Consider the following 18,809-nt stretch of genomic DNA (forward strand, 5'->3'; position numbering starts at 1 on the left):
CGTGTTAAGCGTTTACAATTTATTTATTGTATTATATAATTTAAGGGAAATCCAATATTTTTGCGGCAAAATTAAATCAATGTTTCTTTTGATATATACATCACTTTTCCGAAAACAACCTTACATTTTCAGGGAAAATACATGAATAGTTTGAGAAATTTTGGATTGAATCTCTTCCAGTCTTCCCCTATAATGCAATGTAGACGTGGATCCCGTCGTTCGCAACGATCATTTTATGTTTTTGCCGCAAACATTTATTTTACTTTTTCATGCCTCATCCCCTATGAATGCCATTACTATGACATGAAACGTCACTATTCCTCCGTTTTTTTTGACTAAAGCAAACTACTTTTCCCACCTTATGAACGACATCAAGACGAGAAAGCGTAAGCGAATAACCTACATTCCGTATTAGGAGGTTTACTATGAACACATTGTTCAACCGAAGCAAACGGACCATCGGATTGGTTTTTGCTCTCATTCTCATGTTCACCCTGTTCTTGCCTGGGGCTGCTCCAAAAGCTTCTGCCGCCACGATCACCATTGATGGCAACGTCAGCGACTGGAGCGGAATTGCTGCGCTCGCAAGCCAATCAGGCACGGCTCAGACGCTTAAAGCAACCCATGACGGGACAAATTTGTACCTGCTCGTTCAGGGCTCAGGTTTGAGTACGACTATGGGAAACTTCTGGATTAATGTCGATAACGATGCCTCGACAGGATACCAAGCGTCCGGCTGGGCGGCCACCGGAGTCGAATGGTTGCTTGAAAATCAAGGACTATACCGTTATGGCGGCAGCGGCACCGATTGGGTTTGGAATTCGGCCGCAACATTGACGAATTCCCAATTTTATCGCAGTTCCTCCGTCATCGAGGTTGCCATTCCTTTGGCCACCCTGCAGGTCGGAGCAGGCAGCACGGTTCGGGTCGGTTACATTGATAACGGTTCAGATACGGCCAGACTGCCGGCAGCAGGCCAAGCGCTGCCAGGCTATTCGCTGACCTCCGGTTCCGAAGGCGGTTCCGGCAATGAAACGGTCGCGTACCCTCTGGAGCTCGATAGTCCGCTTAACAATCCATTCAAAGGCTGGGCCCCTTCCGCCAAATCCACCGACTATGCACAGCCGCACAGACTGGTGTATGCCGGGGTTACCTGGAAGGAGCTGGAGCCCGTCAAAGGAACGTATGACTTCAGTGCAATCGAAGCAACGAATCATTTTGCCTACTGGAAAAACAAGGGCGTCAAAGTGGTGCTGCGCTTCATTCTGGACAGCCCGACCGGTCAGGCTCACCGCGATATTCCAGACTGGCTTTACAACGATATGGTCGCGCGCGGGGAATCGCCCGGAACACCTTACAGCGACGAAACCGGAGGTATGGGCACAGGAAACAATACGGGCTTTTCGCCGAATTACAGCTCTTCTTATCTCCAGGAACGGCATAAATTGGCTATCGAGGCCATTGCGGCACACTATAATACCAATGATCGCCCGGTTGCGTTCATCCAGATCGGTTCTCTTGGTCACTGGGGCGAGTTCCATACCTGGCCTTATGTAGGCCCCAATGGCGAAACCAATTACACCGGGGTTTTCCCTCCCAATGCCGTTTCGAACGTTTACGTGCAGCATTACATTGACGCTTTTGCCGGCAAGGAGGACAAGATGCAGGTCTTGATCCGCCGCAGCATCGCTTTGGCGAAAACCAACAACAAGGGCATGATCATGGGCATGTTCAACGACGTGTTTGGACACAAGGACAGTTTCGATGCGGATTGGGGTTGGTACACCGGCACTCAGAACGGGTACTGGGATGATATCGGCCAGCAGCAGCCCGCACACGCCAACTTCTGGGAGACGCGCATCTCGGGCGGCGAATTCTACGGGGGCGCTTCCGGCATGCTTGCCGCATTGACCAGCGGCAGCGGATATACGGAAACTTTGCGCCAAACCGAGCTGAGCAAACCAAGCTGGCTAGGACCCAACTCGCCGGCGTCCCTTCCGCTCAATCATGCGCTTCAAGCCAATATCGATGCCTTGAAGAAACGCATGGGTTACCACTTCGTGGTGAAGGAAATCTCTCATCCTTCCACCATTACCGGGAACACGTTTACGCCAACGATTCAGATCGAAAATAAAGGCGTGCAGCATTTCCCGTTTGCATGGGCGGTGGAAATTCAGCTGCGAAGCGGAAATACGGTCGTTGCCAAAAAGACAACGTCAGCGAACTTGACCACTTGGAAAACGGGCAGCTACACGCTGACCGATTCCATCCCCGTATCGGGCCTGGCCTCAGGCACCTATGACATCGCCATCGCGATCATCGATCCGGCAACGAATAAACCCGGGGTGGATTTTGCGAATACGAACAGGCTCGCGGACGGCGCATACAAACTCAGCAGTGTAACCAAGTAAACGGATAGACAAGAAAGAGCAGGATCAGAGGACATTATGCCTCAGAACCCTGCTCTTTTTCGCATTCTCCTTATTGCAATGCCTTTTTCCGCAACTGGCTGTAGTACAACTCACTATAGAACCCGCCTTGTGCAAGCAGCTGCTCATGCGATCCTTGTTCCAGCAGCCGCCCGTCCTTCAGCACCAGAATCCGGTCCGCCTGCCGGATCGTATTCAGCCTGTGGGCAATGACAAAGCTGGTCCGTCCCTGCATCAGCCGCTGCAATCCCTCCTGGATTTTGATCTCCGTCACGGTATCGATGCTGCTCGTCGCTTCATCCAGCACAAGCATGGACGGATCGGCCAGAATCGCGCGCGCAATGGCAAGCAGCTGCTTCTGGCCCTGGCTGATGCCGCTGCCTCCGTCCTGCAGCACTTTATCGTAGCCGTCCTTCATGCGCACGATAAAGGAGTGGGCATTGGCCAGACGGGAAGCCGCCTCGACTTCCTCATCGGTGGCATCCAGACGGCCAAACCGGATGTTCTCGCGAATCGTGCCTTGAAACAGGAACGAATCCTGCAGCACAAACGCCATATGCGAGCGCAGGTTTTCGCGCCGAATGGTCGTAATGTCGCGGCCATCGACGGTAAGCAGGCCACCTGTCGGGTCATAGAAGCGGGACAGCAGCTGGATCAACGTCGTTTTGCCTGCGCCGGTCGGTCCGACAAGCGCGATCATTTCGCCGGGTTTTGCCTCAAAACTGATGTCGTGCAGAATGTTGCGCCCCTCGTCATATCCAAAGGAAACGTGCTCGAAGCGGACCGCACCCTGCACTTGCTCCAATGCAACCGCCGCGCCTTCATCCTTTGCTTCCTCGTCTTCGTCCAATACCTCAAACACGCGCTCTGCGCCAGCAATCGCCGACAGCAGCGTGTTCCACTGGTTGGCGAGATCGTTCAGCGGACGCGTAAACTGGCGGGCATATTCCACGAAGATGATAATGACGCCGACCGTCACCGAACCCTGGATAGCCAAAATACCGCCGATCCCGGCCACGATGGCAAAGCTCAGATTGTTCAAACCGTTCATCAGCTTGGGAATGAAGCCGGATATCGTCTGTGCCCAGAACGCCGAGATGCGGATTCGCATGTTGCGTTCCTCGAAGCCGCGAATAACCCGCTCCTCTTGAGAAAACGCCTTAATGATCCGTTGCCCCGATAACGTTTCTTCAATATATCCGTTCAATTCACCCAAATTCCGCTGGCGTTCCTTAAACAGCGGTCCGGTTCTGCGTGTAATCCAGCGCATGCCGAGGGCCATCAGCGGCACCACCGTAAACGTCAACAGGGTGAGCAGCGGACTCAGCCAGACCATCACCCCGAAAGTCCCGAGCAGCGTGAGCACGCTGGAGAAAATTTGGATAGCCGAGCTGTTCAGCGTACCGCTCACATTTTCGATATCGTTCGTCACCCGGCTCATAATCTCGCCTTGCTGGCGCTTGCCGAAGAACGGGATCGGCAGCTTGTGCAAGTGGGAGAACAAGTCGTAACGCATGCGGTACACGGTTTCCTGGGCGACCTCGATCATCCAGATGTTTTGCAGCCAGGACGTCAGCGAGAAAAGCAGATAGACTGCTGCCAATGCCAGCAGGAACAACGTCCAGCCGCCTTCCCCCGCGTCACCGGAGATATAACGGTCCACGGCCATGCCGACCATGTAGGGACCCAGCAAAGCAAGGGCCGAACTGGCCAATACCATGAGAAGCACCATGCCCAGCTTGACTTTGCGCCGCGCCAGATAAGCCCAGACCCGGCTTAACGTGCCTGACCAGTTCTTCGCCCTCGCTTTGGGCTTGCGGCCTCCGCCTTCCCGGAAAACGTTCGGGTCAACCGGGGGCGGCGGCTGGCGGAAAGGTTCAATGAATGCTTTGAACATGCGGCGTACCCTCCCCGTATTGTGATTGATGGATGCGGCGGTATAACTCGGACGATTCCATCAAGTCCTCGTGTTTGCCTTGTCCGATCAGCCTGCCCTCATCGAGCAGCAGGATCAGGTCGGCCGAAGTGGTGGAGCTGATTTTCTGCGTAATGATGAAGGTGGTGCACGAGAGCTCCTCCAGCGCATCCAGCAGCTTGGCCTCCGTGGCCACATCCAGCGCGCTGGTGCTGTCGTCCAAAATAAGAATGCTTGGACGGCGAATCAACGCGCGGGCGATGGACAAGCGCTGTTTCTGCCCGCCGGACAAATTGACTCCGCGCTGTCCCAGCATCGTATCGTAACCATCCGGCAGCTTCTCGATCGTTTCATGGATCTGGGCACGACGGGCCGCTTCCTGAATCTCCTCCAGCGTAGCGTCTTCCCGTCCCCAGGCAATATTATCCTTCACGGAACCCGTAAAAAGAATAACCTCCTGCGGAACGTATCCGATCGCTCCCCGCAAGGCCGTCACGTCATACTCGTCGGCATTCGTGCCGTCGATGCGAATGATGCCCCGATCCTGGGCATACAGCCTTGGGATCAGCTGCACCAGCGTCGACTTGCCGGAACCGGTGGCCCCCATAATCGCGATCCGTTCGCCTTGCTTGGCCGTAAAACTGATGTCCGACAGCACCGTGATGTCACTGTTCGGGTAATGGAACTGAACGTCGCGAAATTCGACTGCGCCCCGAACGGCAGCTCTCTTCCCGGTACCCACAGCATTGGAAATTGCATGCGGCGTCGCTCCTGGCTGCCCCGACATAGCCTGATCGATGCCGTCCTCCGGCGTGTCCAGCACCTCATGAATCCGCTGCGCGGACGCACTGGCCCTGGAGAACGTGACGAGAATCCACGATAATGCCGACAGCGCGCCAATGGTTCGCAGCAAATAGTTGATGACGGCAACCACTTCGCCCACGCTGGCATGGCCCACGGCGATGTCCCGGCGGCCAAACCAGAGGACGGCGATGATGCACAGGTTCATGACCAGCAGCATGAACGGCATCGTTGTCTCCGTCAGGCGCAGCGCGGAGATCGTGCCTTTCATCAGCTTGCCGCTGAATCCGGCAAAGCGCTCGATCTCATGGCCCATTCGCACGAATACCCGAATCAGCCGAATGCCTGTCAGATTTTCCTGGATGACGCCGTTAACGGCATCCAGCCTGCGCTGCACGTTGCGGAACAGCAGCGCTGCCTTTTTGATCATATACACCACGCAGAGCAGCAGCACCGGAACCATGACGACCAGCAGCAGCCCCAGCTTCGCATTGACCACCACGGCCATAATAACGCTTCCAATCACAACCAGCGGGACCCTCGTCATGAAGCGCAAGCTCATGAATATTGTGTCCTGTACTTGGGTGATATCCCCGGTTAGACGGGTGATCAGCGATGAGGTCGCAAAACGGTTGAATACCGAATACGTGAACGACTGCACTTTGCCGTATAGTCTCTCCCGCAAGTCGTAACCAAACCCGAGGCTCGCATGTGATGCAAAAAACGAACTCGCAATGCCCGCGGCGAAGGCCACGACGGCACTGCCTACCAATACGCCGCCCCACAGCCAAACGACCGACAGATCTCCCTGCTGGATCCCGTGGTCAATGATTTTGGAGATCAGATAAGGCTGGGCCAATTCGACGGTCAGCTCAATCAGCATCATCACCAAGGCTGCAATCGCGGCGACTCGGTACTTTTTCAGATAAACCAACAGCTTGATCATTATGCATACCTCCAGCCCGGAGGGCTTGTTCCTTTGCCCAAGCACACGTCAAATTTACAATAGCCGCTCCGTTCGTTCCCTTTCTTGTAATCTATGTAAAATTTCACGTACCCAATACGGCTATTATAGCGCATTTTGCACGAACGAACCGCCAATATCTTCTTCCCCTATCATGATTACCCTGAAATGGACGCCAAGAACGCCTCCTTGCAAAAAGAAAAACCCGGGCAATCATGCCGCCCAGGCCTCAATATTCATAGTATGTCTACCATCTTCTGCGGTCATGGTCCCCGTAACCCGGATCATAACCATTCATGCGCTCAAACTTCTCGCCAGTCTCTTTATAAATGCGAATTAAGGCTTGTACCTTGGCAAAGTCAGCATCCTCCGGTCCAATGCCTTCCATGAACATGCGCTGAATGATTTGCTGGAAAAAATCCACTCGTGACCGAATCTGCTCCAGTTCAAGCTGCAGCACTTCATCAAAAGTATGATTCTCTATGTATCGCATAAGTTCGTCATCCTCGTCATAACGGTCTCCCAACCTGCGATCGGATAGTCGGTCTTCATAAACATCCGGTTGATCCAGGTTAATCGTGGTCCGCAATTGGGATAACATGATTTTTTCCTTGGCCAGCATGACATGAAAATCCTTGTTCTTCAGCAATTCAGACACGATCAGCCGGCACATGTCGCGGTTTTCGATCAGAATGCCGTCGAACGGATGCAGCGTCCAGCCTTCTTGCGTCCAAAACAAATTAAAGTTGAACATCTCGCTGCCGTACCTGTACTGAATGTTAATTTTGGTCTCGTCAATAATCTCGAATGAAAACTCCAGCATCTTAAGCAGACTCCTTCATGAACTCCCAAAGTTTACCTATATTCTATCAAACCATGCTTGAAAAATATAGTTCATTAGCGTTCATTCAACTCTGCAATAGACTCTGCCTTTTCACTGCTGGCTACCACGATCAGAACTAGCAGAATACCGGCAATAATGATAGGTAACATCGTATGATCCCTCCCGCAAAAGTGGCGATCCTTCTTCCTTACCAGAATGTATGCGAAGAAATTCGATGTATGCCATTATTTCCGCTGCCTGTCCAACATATACAAAAAAGATGCCTCACGGTGAGACATCTCTTCAAACTTGATTTTAGTTATTTGGTTATTATATAAACCGCACTAAACTATCACACAGGGCACTGCGAGTCCAGTACCATCTTCCGATCGCTGTTATCCCCAGATTTTTTCAAATTCCCTTTTTCTAAGGGGAAATCCGGTGATAAGCCTATGCTTCCGATGCAGCTTTCTTTCAGAAAGCTTTTAAGCGACCGCTTCGCTTCTCCAGATTGGTTCTGCCTCTCCGTTAACGTGTGTATCTTTTTTGCGGTTTATATAGGCGGTGAATTAGTCCAAAAAAGACTGGATGGCACTGCGGTCCGGCTGTCCCGCGCTCCGAATGGCTTGTTGGCTGGAACCTTCCAGAGCCAATCTCTCACTCATTTTAGCGTTAAGCGCCGTCATTTTGGCCGTATAATCGTTGCAGCTCTCGATAATTCTGCGATTGGACTGCTCGGAAAGATCCAGTGCAGACATCAGATCGCCGATGGCCTGGTTCACCGACTCGATGGACATGGCCGGCTTGGACAACAGATCGTTGGTCCGTTCCGTCGTCGTACGCAGCAGCCTTGCATTTTCCTTGAACTGATCCTCGATCGTTTTGTTGGTCGCCTCTACGGCATTAATGACCTTCTCCTGATCATTGAGCGCCATTGCAATCATCGCGGATACGGTGATCAGGTTGGCCGTTTTGTCGATCGCGTTATTGACCGAATCAATGAGCTTGTCGTTGTTGTCATTGATGATGTCCGTAGCGGCAATAGCCTGGTTGTACAGCATGATCATTTCCGTCATGGACTGTATGCGGGTAACCACTTTACGCAATCCACGTTCGAGATGTGGCCTGCGCGTTTCGTTCTCCGGTTTGGCAATCTCGGCCTCGAACAATGCCTTCAACTGGTTGCCGAAGGCAATCTTCGTCTGAATATTGTAAATCTCCTGCATGGAGGAGCGCTTCAGCTGCCGCATGTTTACGATATTTTCCTCAAGATTATCCTTCCCGTCCCGGAGGCCGTTGATGATGCTGTCGATATTTTTGCGCACCGATTGGTATCGGTAGACGTAATTTTTGAGCGGACTCTTACGCAGCAGCCTTCCTACAAAACTTACGTTTTTGCTCTGCTGCAAGCTCTCGCATTCATCGCGCAGTTTCAGGATCATGTTGGACACTTCAGCTCGGTTGCCTGACATCAGATCATTCACGGGCCGATCCAGAAGCTTGAGCGTCTGCCCTGCCTTTTCCTGCGTCTTGACGCCAAGCTTGCCGATATCGTCCATAAGCGTGTCCAGTTGGAGTGCATCGCTCTGCGCCACCTTTTGGATCAGCTGAGCTGCCTCCTGTTGTATGCGCTGCTCGTCTTCCTGTTTTAATTGAAGCAATTCCGTAGCCATGTCGTTCCCTCCTATAGCTCCGATCCGTTGTATCGCTGATGAATCAGCTCTGCCTTGTTCTGCAGCTCCATCAGATCTTTATGCTCGATGGTTGATACAATTTCGGATATTTTTGAATCCACATCCTTCAAACCGCCCAGCAATGTTCGCCGGTTCGTACGTTTCGCATCGCCGCTCAGGCGCAAGAACGGATTGATTAATCCGTTCAGGTCTTTTAGAATCAATCGCCGCACCATATGGTTAATATCCCCGTTATTCAACTCGTTCAGAGCAGGAATGACACGCTGCAAACGCGCGAATAATGCCAAGGACTTCTCAACGATTTCGTTATCCAGTTCATTCTTTTGCCCTTCGGAAATAACCATGTCTTCCAGAACCTCAAGGTACTCGATGACGGGACCAAACACAGGATCAAGCTTACTGATTTCGGCAGCTCCCTGGTCTTGAGCTGGGGGCTCCTGCCCGAATCTGACCGAAGCTGCTGTTTGCTGACCATCACCCGCTTGTCCCTGAGGGCTTCTCTGACGCTCCCCATTGTCCGTGCTTCCACCTGGCTGCCAATCCTGCAAGTTCTTTTGGTTGGCACGATTTCCACGACGATCATCATTCAGGCGAGCTGCGTCTTCGGAAGCACTCCGTGACCGGGGTGCAGCAGACGGTAACATTCCGGCAACCAATGTGGTCACTGCGGGAATGGCCCAGGACACAAATTCGGGAACAAAAGGACTGCTGACCGCAGCGACGACATATCCGATTAGCGCTCCCCATCCGATTTTTGTTTTCCGTAACATGATTAGTCCTCCTGACTATAACAGCACCTGCAACGCCAACCGCGACGCACCCTCTCAGTAGACAGACCGCCCTTAGTCGTAGATTTTCTTGCAATATCAGGATGCCTATTCTTCGAGGTGCAAGCTTTCTGATATTATAAGAAAATCACCCATCGACGCATCCCCACTGTAGACAGACCGCCCTTAGCTGTAGATTTTCTTGCAATATCAGGATGCCTATTCTTCGACGTGTAATCTTTTCTGATATTATAAAAAAACCGTTCAGAAAGTGTCAAACTATGGAAAGCAGTCCTAAGTACCGACGACCTTTCCCGGATCAATAACCAGCGGCTGTTCGACATGGCTGCCAAGAATGCCGTACTTCGGCTGCAAAGGCCCAACTTCGTATCCCAAAGCAAGCTTTACGGCCAAATACGGAAAATTGATTCCCGATAGACAGGATACATGCAGGCCACCCGACATACGCGGATTGATTTCCAGCAGTTTGGGGACGTCTCCGCGGTATTTCATCTGGATGTTGAAATTGTAAGGAATGCGGTATGCCTCCGCCACATCCTGCGCAATTTTCAGCAGTTCGGGATGCTCCTCCAGCAATCGCAAACGTCCGCCTGCCTTACGGCGCGGCACGGCGGCGAGCAGATCTCCATTCCCGCCCGCAAGGCAGTCGATGCTGTACTCGTAGCCCTCTAACCGTTCCATTACCATCGTTTTAGGGAAAGATTCCACCGAGGAGAACGCATCAAGCGCGTCTGGATAAGAAATGCGGTTCTGCGCATGGCCGAACAGCTCCTGCAATCGATCCCGGCTGTTATCGATCACCCGGAAGCCCATCCCGCCTTCCCCGTTGCAGGGCTTGAAGCATACTTCGTGCCCACGGGCAGAGAGGGCTTCGTACGCTTCCCGAAACTCGGCGGCATTGCTTGCCGTGAAGTACTCGGGAATGCTCATGATTCCTTTCTCCCGGACGGACTCGTAGAACCGGTCCTTCTCCATAAGCTGCTCCAAAAGCTCTGTATCCGTACAGACGATGACTTTGGTGCCGATCTCTTCGAACAGGTGCACATGCCTGCTTATATCAAGCATGTTCCAGCGAGGGATAAAGACATCAATTTGGTGTCGGCGGCAAAAGTCCAGACAGAAATCTACATATTCCCTTCCAGTGACTTTCGGTTCCACTTCCGCATAATCGCATCCCTGCAGCGCCATATTTCCAGGATCGGAATGTGTGCCGTAAATTTCGAACGGCATCCCATCCTCGTTGTTACGGATCAAATTCATGTAGTGATATGCAACCGAGAACCAGCGATTAAAATAAATGCGCACTTTGCTCATGAGGCAGCCTCTCCCGTCAATGCTTGATGTGTTGTCCGTACATAATCCACGATCTCGTTTGCCGCAAATATGCCGGCTTGTTCCGTAAAACGATATGGGATTTGTTCAGGATAGCGCTGCTTCTCCCGATATAACTCGCCATGCCGCGGGGCTATCGCATAGTCGGCAGCATCCAGGAGGCAGCGATCCAGCAAAGAATCCCCTGAGGCAAGGACCGGCCCGCCTCCAACCTGCTCTCGCACATAAGCCACGGCATCCCACTTGTTCACCGCCGAGGGAACAAGGTATAATTTGCGCCCCTGAATGGAAGCTTCCCAGCCCAAGCGCCCAAGCTGTTCGATCTTTTCCATGACTGCCTCCAGCGGCATGCGATCCCGATGAATGACGTATGCGTAGAACAGCCCGTCGCACAATCGTTCTCCGGCCACCCAATCCGTATTCAGTATGGGTTCAATAAGTCGTCTCGCTTCTTCGGGCGCTGCGGACTCTTCCATCAGCCTGGCCCGAACACGCTTATGCCACGTTTGATCAACAAGTCCGTCGACCAGAATATTTCCACCATTGCTGGTGATGGCAAAGGACGGCAAGAGGTCTTGTTGAAAAATAGCAATCCGCTTATACTGTTCGACTGTCCGGGTCGTCACCGGGACAAAGGTAACCTCTTCTGCAAGCGCCTGAAGCTGCCTCAGGGCAACTTCAGACATATAAGCGGACAGTTCCCCCTTAATCCATTCCGCAGGCAAAAGCCCAGGGGTTTCTTCCGACACTCCCATCGAACGGCGGGAATAGATCAACGTCTGATCCAAATCGCTGGCATAGATCATTCTCCTCCCCCCTTAACCGATTGAATGATTCCGCAACAGGAGTACGTTAGTCCGGGAAATACTTCCACAGGAACGTTACGATCCTTCGCAAGCAGCATGATGTGCTTCAAATTCGGATTATCGGGGGAATCAATGAGGATTTTCCAAGGAACACGCCGCAGCAGCACTCTTGTGGTTTCCCCGATTCCGGGCTTCACCATATTGACGTCATCAATGCCGAATGCCTCTTGAATGGAACGGATATCCTTCATGCCTTGCCAAGTCACCGCAGGGGGATGCAGCAGCGCGTCTTCTGCCTGCCGCTGCGCCAAATCCGACACTTCGGCGAAACAGCTGGATATTCTATCGACGAAATACCGGGACAAATCGGATTCGGACCACTCCTTGTACCACTTGGCACCATGGAAATCCTCCGGTCCGATCAGATCATCCCGCAGAACCGTCCGGCTCATTAATCCGGAGACGGTCGAATTCAGGCAGGCGCTTGGAATGAGGTAGTCCTCTCGCGTGCCATAGGTGGCGGAACATTGTCCCGGATCTGCAAGCACGGCCAGATCGTCATCGAGTCTGATTCCGTATCGTTCCTCCAGCATACGGCAAGCGTCCATCAGAACATGGCGTATCGCCCCCTTGCCCGTCCATCCATCAATGAATTGCAGTCTGGCATCTGCTCCATGCTGCTGCAAAATATAAAGAATCGCATTCTCGTCGATGCCTTTGCCACGAATGATCGAAATGCTGTAATGGGGAAGATCCCGATTCGTTTTCATTTTAATGTAGCGTTTGATCAAAATGCCGATCGGCGTCCCTGCGCGCGCAAGCGATACCAGAACCGGTGGCGGCCCCTGCTTCCGCAAAATCATCTCGGCTACCGTGGCGGCAGCCAAAGCCACTTTCGCGGCGGAGTGTTCAAGCGTTTCATGAAATAAAGCTATATATTCATCCGTAGGGTGATATTCCACAGGCAGCATTTCCGAATAATGCACGCCTGATTGAATGGCATGTTCACGTTCCTCGGTCTCTTTTTCCAAATTCACATTACTTAGGTCCTTTAACAGAAAAACAACGTCAGACGGGTCATAACTCCCCATCGGTACAGGCGGGTTCACCTTACGCTGCATGACTTGCTCAATAACGGATACATTCATGCCCCAGCTTCATCCTTCCTCTGAAATACCGCAGTACACCATATGGATGTGCTCACATCCAAGGCCCGACAATGCATCGATCATCGGCTGCATGCGTTCCTTCGGCATCTGTCTCTCAACCAGGACAAAAATTTCGTCGTACTGCCCTGGCACTACATTATAGATATAATTCATCACGGTCGGGTCCTCCGGCGAAGCATAACTCTTTCCGGCAACAACAGCATAGTCAGGTCTGTCGATCGTTTGAATCGGACTGCGGGTAGTCGATTGATAATAAATCCCTTCTCCCATCTCCGCCGCAACTCTCATTGGAATGTACATGAATTCCCCTGTGCCCATGACCAGTGTTCGTTCTCCTCTTCGCCGTTGGCGCAACATCTGGGCGATATCGGAAAGATCCGAACGCAGTTTAGCATTATCAGTCGATTGGATCCCGAACCTTCCCGTCATTCTGACATAGGGACCGGAGCAGCGGCGTCCTTCCGAATCCGCGGATTCCATGATGACGGAGTCCAGCTTGTCCGCTACGGATATGTGGTTGATATTCGTGCGTTCAGCGTCGTGACGGATCGGTTTCATTGGTTCTAAACGTGGTTCTCCTTGTACCCAGAACTTGCCTTTAAGCAAACTCAAAGGAATAATCTCGATTCCCAGCTCGGCTTCCAGTTCGGCGAATCGGCGCTCATCTGCCTCGGTTCGCCAGTCAAGCAGGGATGCAATGTAATACCTGGAACGCGGATACTGCCGCTGGATGTCCCGTATAATGTTTAACGTTGTATTGCCTGTAGTGATTTCATCATCCACCAGAACAAGAGGCCCGCTGCCTTCCAATGCTTCCCTTTCAAGAGCGTAACAACGGTGAGCGGTAGCATGGGAATGCTCCTCTTCGAATCGGATATTCGGCTTCACATCCGGGAAATATTCCCTTGTCGAATGAATATACGTCGCCTGTTCCTTAAACATCTCATACATGCTGTGCCCAAGAGCCGTAGCCGTTTCCGCAAAACCGACGAAACGAACCTTTTCCGGCAAAAGCATGCCCGCATCAAGCAAAACTTGGTAAGCTTGCTGCGCATGGTCAGCATCCGTGATCCCCCTGAATATCTGCCGCTTCCATTCGGATATCCGTTCATCCGCTCCCTGCACGCAATCTTCATATAATAATACCGCAAGTGCCGCGCCGCTCAGCAACGAACTGTACGGATTAACGGGAATATGTTTGCCGAGTACCTTGCTCACAAACAGAAAAGAGCGCTTTTTGTTGATCCGGGCGGCCATGGAAAACAGGCATTCCAACGGGATCTGCAGCGGATTGTGCGCAGCTTCGACCGTCACGCTGAACGTATCAAGAATAGGAAACGTATGAGTGCTGGTGCTTGGGCAAGAGCCCGACATAGTGCTGCTGTTCATGTAACACCCCATATATTTTTGATCGAATTAAAATACGACGAGCCCAACTTAAATGTGGTTTGATTTCATTCATTTTGTTGGTGTAAATGCTTTTGAAAACACCTAAAGTACCGTCGTTCCGCGCAATGATCTCTTGAGCATCCATATATTCTTCATGCGTTACGACGTACATAGCCTGTACAAGCTTGATGTGTGACGGGTGGATAATCGTCTTGCCGACGATGCCATTCTCCTTGTCCAACATCACTTCCTTCATCAAGCCATCCATCGAGTTAGTGATATATTTCATTCTCAAACTCCGGCCCGTTCTGCCCAACGTTTCTTCAAACGGAGTCTGGCGCAACTGTGGTTTGAATATCCTTTCCCGTTGGCTAAAATACTCCCAGACCGGTCCGGATATGACGTATCCACCGTCTGTGCGTCCGAAGAGATTAATGATATCCGCAATGCAATCCCGGATGATCGCCACATCATAGATCGTTATCTCAGGACTGCGCCGTAAACCGAACAAGCTAGAAAAATCGGTTGCACCGATCCGGACATTCAGCACGTATTCCGCATATTCATCAATAATACGTTTAAGATGCACCAGCGTTTCCCAACGAGTCTCACGGTAGATGATTTCGGCCGTTTCCATGATGGGCATTGCATACAACACCGGGGATTCAGAAGATTTCTGACGGTTATATTCCCGGATCAGACGGAGATAAGCTTGGCCGTTCTCCACCCCGAATTTCGGCAAAGCTACGCCTGTTAGCAGGGATACCCGATCTCCAAGCACTTCAAGTAGACGTTCCAACTGTTCCGGTGTCCGAACTCTGACAAAAAGCAAAGGAAGCCGTTCCGGAAGCAACCTTCCCGTATGCAGATCCTCTTGAATTCGGGAAAGGGATTGTGCTAGACGATGCTCCGCCAATTCAACCTCCCCATCCCCTACAGCATCTTCCAGATCCATAATAATGGTCGTTAACCCTTCGTGTTTGCCGCTTAAAATATCGTCCGCAATATGGGGACGCGTGGCCGGCATATAGAGGGCGGCTCCGACAGCGTAGGCCAGCATGTCTTTTGATGTCAGACGATCGAACGGTTCTGGTGAAGAATAGAAGAGGGAGGCCTCCTCGTCCGGGTTCAAAAAACTGAAGTATTTCAAAATATCCTCTCCTTGCTCTGTAGCTTGAGGCGATCTGCACTGTTTGCGATTCCGTCCGAGTATAAAAACCAATCCCTCCAAGATGACGGAGGGATTGATAATTTTTGATCTTTGTGTGAACAGGTTATTAAACCTGGCTTTTGTTTTGTTTTTTGTTTCGAATCGAACTGAGAATCATCGTTCCAACAAACACTGCGATCAACAGCGAGAAGAACGCAACGTTCGGGATGTGAACCCCAAATGCGCTGAGCATCATCTTGACCGAAATGATGGCAATCAGAATGAATGCCGCCTTCTCCAGTTCGGGAAACTTGTCAATCAGGCGCAAGAATACTTGTGCCACTCCACGCATCATGAGAACCCCGATGATGCCTCCAAGGAAGAGAACCCAGATCTGTTCGCTGACGCCGAACGCTGCAATGACACTATCAATACTGAATGCAATGTCCATCAGTTCGACCATAAGCACCGTTCTCCAGAAGGAATATTGCTTGCCTTCCTGCTGTTCTTCCGCTTCCGATTTGAACAAGCCTTTGTACGCGATATACAGGAGATATAGTGCTCCAAGCACCTTGATCAGCGTAAACTTCACTAAGAAGGTACCCAAACCGATGGCAATGAACCTGAAAATGTACGCTCCAAGAATACCGTAGAACAAGGCCCGTTTTTGCTGGTCTTTCGGCAAGTGCTTGACCATAACCGCGAGCACCAGCGCATTATCGGCAGACAGTAATCCTTCAAGCAAGATCAATGTACCGATAATCCCCCAGCTCACCGGATCGGATAATGTAGCTACGATCTCAGTCCAAGAGAAGAAATGCCCGTAATTCTCGCTAATGCTTCTAAAAAAATCACTAAACATGAAAAGGCGGCCTCCGCTAATTCAAAATGTTATTTACTTCCGGCTGTCCAGCGCATGTTCCAGCCATGTGCCCGGTCCAGATCGCGATGTCCTGGATAAAACTCGACAATCCGCTCAATGCTGAACGTCTCGTCATTTTGATTGCTGAACATGGCTATGCCGCACATGCCATGAGAACTGCCATACTCGTTCATCCGAACGATAATATCCGGACCGTCCTTTTGGTATATCGTGACTACCCCGTCGGCCTGGGACCAGTTGGCAACTCCATCATAAATGTACGTAAATACAAGAATCCGTTTAATCTCGGATATGCGTGCACCATTAATGCGAAGATTTTCGCCCGTTTTGACCGATCCGGTACGATCGTCGCCATCCAGAGCAATATACGGGAAGCGATTCAGTGAACCAAAGGATTCTCCCAGGGCCTGAACAACCCCTTTGCTCCCATCCTTCATTTCGTACAGGCAGCCGAGATCCAAATCTACACCTTTGCTGCGTCCAAACAGCCCGCGGCTTGTCTGTTGGTTCCAGTTTAGATTGATCAGAATCTCGCCGAGTCCGCCCGCGTTTTTCTTCAGATTGATGGAATCTCCCTTTTTCTTCAGCTCAATTTTGCTCAGATTCAATTCCGGCTTGGGCTGAGGCGGCGGTGCGGGAGGGGTTGGAGGCTGCGGAGCAGGAGGAATCGGTGCTGGCGGTACCGGTTGCGAGGAGGAAGAACTGCTATCAACATCCACCCCGAAATTTCCGCACAACGCATTCAGTCCTCCGGCAAATCCCGCCCCGACCGCGTTGAACTTCCACTCCCCGTTATGCCTGTACAATTCTCCGATCACGATCGCCGTTTCCACCGTAAAACCGCTGTCCAGATCGTAGTTCAATACGTCCTGCCCATTAGCGGCATTGGAAAAGCGGATAAAGGTGTTCTGTACCTGTCCAAAGTTCTGATTTCTCGAATCGGCATCATAGATGGTCAAACTGAACGCAATCTTCTCGATCCGGGCAGGAATGCGGCTTAGATCGATGTCGAACTGTTTCTTGGCAGGAGCGTTTGCCGCGTCTTTGTACGTAATGAACTCCGTGGACGGCTGATTATAGAAAATGAAATCCGCATCGCCGGATACTTTGCCGTTCGCCCCCAACAGGAATGCGGAAGTATCCAGATCAAGCGAAGAAGACGAGTTCCAGCCGATGCTTACCGTCATTCGCGCAAGTCCCGGGTTGGTCTTGGTCAGGTCCGCCTTCTGCCCTTTAACGACAGTTACAGCCATAGTCAATCACCTTTCCTGTCAGTTCTTCCTTATTGCGCATCCAAACCGTAGTTTTTGCAGAGCGCCGCGAGACCGCCGGCAAACCCGCTGCCAATGGCTTGGAATTTCCAATCGATGCCTGAGCGGTAGAATTCGCAGAATACCACTGCGGTTTCCGTGGAGAAATCCTCTCCAAGATCAAAACGCAGCACCTCGCGGTCGCTCGAGGCATCCACAACACGCACGAATGCGTTCGAAACTTGACCGAAATTCTGGCCACGGCCCTCATAATCATAGATCGTTACCGTAATGCCGATCCGCTGGATGTGAGCAGGCACTTTGCTGAAATCAACGATAATCTGCTCATCATCGCCTTCGCCCTCACCCGTACGGTTGTCTCCTGTATGGGTAACGGAGCCGGCTCCGCCTGTAGGGTTGTTGTAGAATACGAAATCATCCGCGCCTTTGGCTTTGCCGTCCTCATGCAACAAAAATGCGGAAGCATCAAGGTCAAAATCGGCACCGCCGCTATATTTGTTCGTATCCCAGCCCAATCCGACGACAACTTTCGTCAAACCCGGATTTGTCTTTGTAAGATCGATTCTCTGTCCTTTTGCCAAACTGATTGTCATTATTCATACCTACCTTCCCTTAAAATTCGTGATGCAGGAATCCAAAAAACGGAACTCCTGCATCAAACAGTCTTACGAAATAAATCCTCATCCTCGATTTTTATTCCTGAAAAAAACGCTTCGCAGAATAAGTCGCGCGGACGGTTCCTTACTTATTGCAAACCGTAATCACGGGTCAGCCCCAGCAGACCATCCTTGTAACCGCTGCCGATCGCGCTGAACTTCCATTCGCCATTGTGGCGATACAATTCGCCGACCACAACGCCTGTCTCGATCGAGAAGTCCTCTCCCAGGTCAAAACGGATCAACTCTTCGTTGTTCGCTTCGTTTACGATCCGGGCATAAGCACGGGATACTTGACCAAAATTCTGGTTGCGCTCTTGCGCCTCATAGATCGTGATCGTGAACGCGATTTTCTCGACGTTCGCCGGAACGTTCGGCAGGTCGATTTTGATTTGCTCATCGTCGCCGTCCCCTTCTCCGGTACGGTTGTCGCCCGTATGTACAACGGAGCCATTTTCATTTTGCGGGTTGTTGAAGAAGATAAAGTTTTTCTCGCCTTCCACTTTGCCTGCCGCATTCGCGCAGAACACGGATACGTCCAGGTCGAAATCTTTACCGCCGTCATACTTGTTGGTGTCCCAACCAAGTCCAACCGTGATTTTGGTCAAGCCAGGGTTGGTTTTCGTCAAATCCACTTTTTGACCTTTTGACAAATTGATTGCCATTATTCTCATCTCCGCTTCGAATATAATGTTTGAACTTGAATGCTATCAACCTTCTATATCAAAACTAAAATCAT

At 51.4% G+C, this 18,809-nt stretch carries 15 protein-coding genes; 1 reads left to right on the forward strand and 14 read right to left on the reverse strand.

The genetic code is table 11. The features are described from left to right. Nucleotides 1-425: 425 nt before the first annotated feature. Nucleotides 426-2,411: a DUF4832 domain-containing protein gene (locus L6H98_RS27780; RefSeq protein WP_236420950.1), complete on the forward strand. Its 1,986-nt coding sequence runs from the start codon at nucleotides 426-428 to the stop codon at nucleotides 2,409-2,411. 70 nt (nucleotides 2,412-2,481) lie between these two features. Here L6H98_RS27780 and L6H98_RS27785 read toward each other — a convergent pair whose 3' ends face one another. The 14 genes from L6H98_RS27785 to L6H98_RS27850 form a co-directional block, all read right to left on the reverse strand. Then, nucleotides 2,482-4,326: an ABC transporter ATP-binding protein gene (locus L6H98_RS27785; RefSeq protein WP_236420951.1), complete on the reverse strand. Its 1,845-nt coding sequence runs from the start codon at nucleotides 4,324-4,326 to the stop codon at nucleotides 2,482-2,484. Then, a complete protein-coding gene (locus L6H98_RS27790; protein WP_236420952.1) occupies nucleotides 4,307-6,091 on the reverse strand; it encodes an ABC transporter ATP-binding protein in 1,785 nt (594 codons plus the stop codon). The genes L6H98_RS27785 and L6H98_RS27790 overlap by 20 nt, the downstream gene beginning before the upstream one ends. A 265-nt stretch (nucleotides 6,092-6,356) precedes the next feature. Continuing rightward, the gene (locus tag L6H98_RS27795; protein ID WP_236420953.1) at nucleotides 6,357-6,932 is read right to left on the reverse strand and encodes a hypothetical protein; all 576 of its coding nucleotides are present in this window, start codon (nucleotides 6,930-6,932) and stop codon (nucleotides 6,357-6,359) included. 569 nt (nucleotides 6,933-7,501) lie between these two features. Next, nucleotides 7,502-8,605, reverse strand: a complete 1,104-nt coding sequence (locus L6H98_RS27800; protein WP_236420954.1) for a toxic anion resistance protein — start codon at nucleotides 8,603-8,605, stop codon at nucleotides 7,502-7,504. 11 nt (nucleotides 8,606-8,616) lie between these two features. Then, on the reverse strand, nucleotides 8,617-9,396 hold the full coding sequence (locus tag L6H98_RS27805; RefSeq protein WP_236420955.1) for a hypothetical protein: 780 nt from the start codon (nucleotides 9,394-9,396) through the stop codon (nucleotides 8,617-8,619). A gap of 291 nt (nucleotides 9,397-9,687) precedes the next feature. Next, the gene (locus L6H98_RS27810) at nucleotides 9,688-10,728 is read right to left on the reverse strand and encodes an ATP-grasp domain-containing protein (RefSeq protein ID WP_236420956.1); all 1,041 of its coding nucleotides are present in this window, start codon (nucleotides 10,726-10,728) and stop codon (nucleotides 9,688-9,690) included. Further along, nucleotides 10,725-11,552 (reverse strand): HAD family hydrolase, encoded by an 828-nt coding sequence (locus L6H98_RS27815; protein ID WP_236420957.1) that lies wholly within the window; start codon nucleotides 11,550-11,552, stop codon nucleotides 10,725-10,727. Before L6H98_RS27815 ends, L6H98_RS27810 begins: the two co-directional genes overlap by 4 nt. Then, a complete protein-coding gene (locus tag L6H98_RS27820; RefSeq protein WP_236420958.1) occupies nucleotides 11,549-12,700 on the reverse strand; it encodes a cysteine protease StiP family protein in 1,152 nt (383 codons plus the stop codon). Before L6H98_RS27820 ends, L6H98_RS27815 begins: the two co-directional genes overlap by 4 nt. Before the next feature lie 9 nt (nucleotides 12,701-12,709). Further along, nucleotides 12,710-14,110 carry a phosphoribosyltransferase family protein gene (locus L6H98_RS27825; protein ID WP_236420959.1) on the reverse strand — a complete coding sequence of 467 codons (1,401 nt, stop codon included), beginning with the start codon at nucleotides 14,108-14,110 and terminating at the stop codon, nucleotides 12,710-12,712. Next, nucleotides 14,046-15,170, reverse strand: coding sequence for an HpcH/HpaI aldolase/citrate lyase family protein (locus tag L6H98_RS27830; protein ID WP_290371499.1), 1,125 nt, complete (start codon nucleotides 15,168-15,170; stop codon nucleotides 14,046-14,048). Before L6H98_RS27830 ends, L6H98_RS27825 begins: the two co-directional genes overlap by 65 nt. A 217-nt stretch (nucleotides 15,171-15,387) precedes the next feature. After that, nucleotides 15,388-16,122, reverse strand: a complete 735-nt coding sequence (locus L6H98_RS27835; RefSeq protein ID WP_236420960.1) for a TerC family protein — start codon at nucleotides 16,120-16,122, stop codon at nucleotides 15,388-15,390. A 29-nt stretch (nucleotides 16,123-16,151) separates the two neighbouring features. Further along, the gene (locus L6H98_RS27840; RefSeq protein WP_236420961.1) at nucleotides 16,152-17,396 is read right to left on the reverse strand and encodes a TerD family protein; all 1,245 of its coding nucleotides are present in this window, start codon (nucleotides 17,394-17,396) and stop codon (nucleotides 16,152-16,154) included. A 29-nt stretch (nucleotides 17,397-17,425) separates the two neighbouring features. After that, nucleotides 17,426-18,007, reverse strand: a complete 582-nt coding sequence (locus L6H98_RS27845) for a TerD family protein (RefSeq protein WP_236420962.1) — start codon at nucleotides 18,005-18,007, stop codon at nucleotides 17,426-17,428. Nucleotides 18,008-18,159: 152 nt separating this feature from the next. Further along, complete coding sequence (locus L6H98_RS27850) at nucleotides 18,160-18,735, reverse strand: TerD family protein (RefSeq protein WP_236420963.1); 576 nt, start codon at nucleotides 18,733-18,735, stop codon at nucleotides 18,160-18,162. Nucleotides 18,736-18,809: the final 74 nt, after the last annotated feature.

The organism is Paenibacillus sp. JJ-223 (assembly GCF_927798175.1).
Taxonomy (GTDB): Bacteria; Bacillota; Bacilli; order Paenibacillales; family Paenibacillaceae; genus Paenibacillus; species Paenibacillus hubeiensis.

Coding starts and splice junctions, on each gene's coding strand:
- L6H98_RS27780 (WP_236420950.1), top strand. CDS start 426: ATGAACACATTGTTCAACCGAAGCAAACGGACCATCGGATTGGTTTTT.
- L6H98_RS27785 (WP_236420951.1), bottom strand. CDS start 4,326: ATGTTCAAAGCATTCATTGAACCTTTCCGCCAGCCGCCGCCCCCGGTT.
- L6H98_RS27790 (WP_236420952.1), bottom strand. CDS start 6,091: ATGATCAAGCTGTTGGTTTATCTGAAAAAGTACCGAGTCGCCGCGATT.
- L6H98_RS27795 (WP_236420953.1), bottom strand. CDS start 6,932: ATGCTGGAGTTTTCATTCGAGATTATTGACGAGACCAAAATTAACATT.
- L6H98_RS27800 (WP_236420954.1), bottom strand. CDS start 8,605: ATGGCTACGGAATTGCTTCAATTAAAACAGGAAGACGAGCAGCGCATA.
- L6H98_RS27805 (WP_236420955.1), bottom strand. CDS start 9,396: ATGTTACGGAAAACAAAAATCGGATGGGGAGCGCTAATCGGATATGTC.
- L6H98_RS27810 (WP_236420956.1), bottom strand. CDS start 10,728: ATGAGCAAAGTGCGCATTTATTTTAATCGCTGGTTCTCGGTTGCATAT.
- L6H98_RS27815 (WP_236420957.1), bottom strand. CDS start 11,552: ATGATCTATGCCAGCGATTTGGATCAGACGTTGATCTATTCCCGCCGT.
- L6H98_RS27820 (WP_236420958.1), bottom strand. CDS start 12,700: ATGAATGTATCCGTTATTGAGCAAGTCATGCAGCGTAAGGTGAACCCG.
- L6H98_RS27825 (WP_236420959.1), bottom strand. CDS start 14,110: ATGAACAGCAGCACTATGTCGGGCTCTTGCCCAAGCACCAGCACTCAT.
- L6H98_RS27830 (WP_290371499.1), bottom strand. CDS start 15,170: ATGCTGGCCTACGCTGTCGGAGCCGCCCTCTATATGCCGGCCACGCGT.
- L6H98_RS27835 (WP_236420960.1), bottom strand. CDS start 16,122: ATGTTTAGTGATTTTTTTAGAAGCATTAGCGAGAATTACGGGCATTTC.
- L6H98_RS27840 (WP_236420961.1), bottom strand. CDS start 17,396: ATGGCTGTAACTGTCGTTAAAGGGCAGAAGGCGGACCTGACCAAGACC.
- L6H98_RS27845 (WP_236420962.1), bottom strand. CDS start 18,007: ATGACAATCAGTTTGGCAAAAGGACAGAGAATCGATCTTACAAAGACA.
- L6H98_RS27850 (WP_236420963.1), bottom strand. CDS start 18,735: ATGGCAATCAATTTGTCAAAAGGTCAAAAAGTGGATTTGACGAAAACC.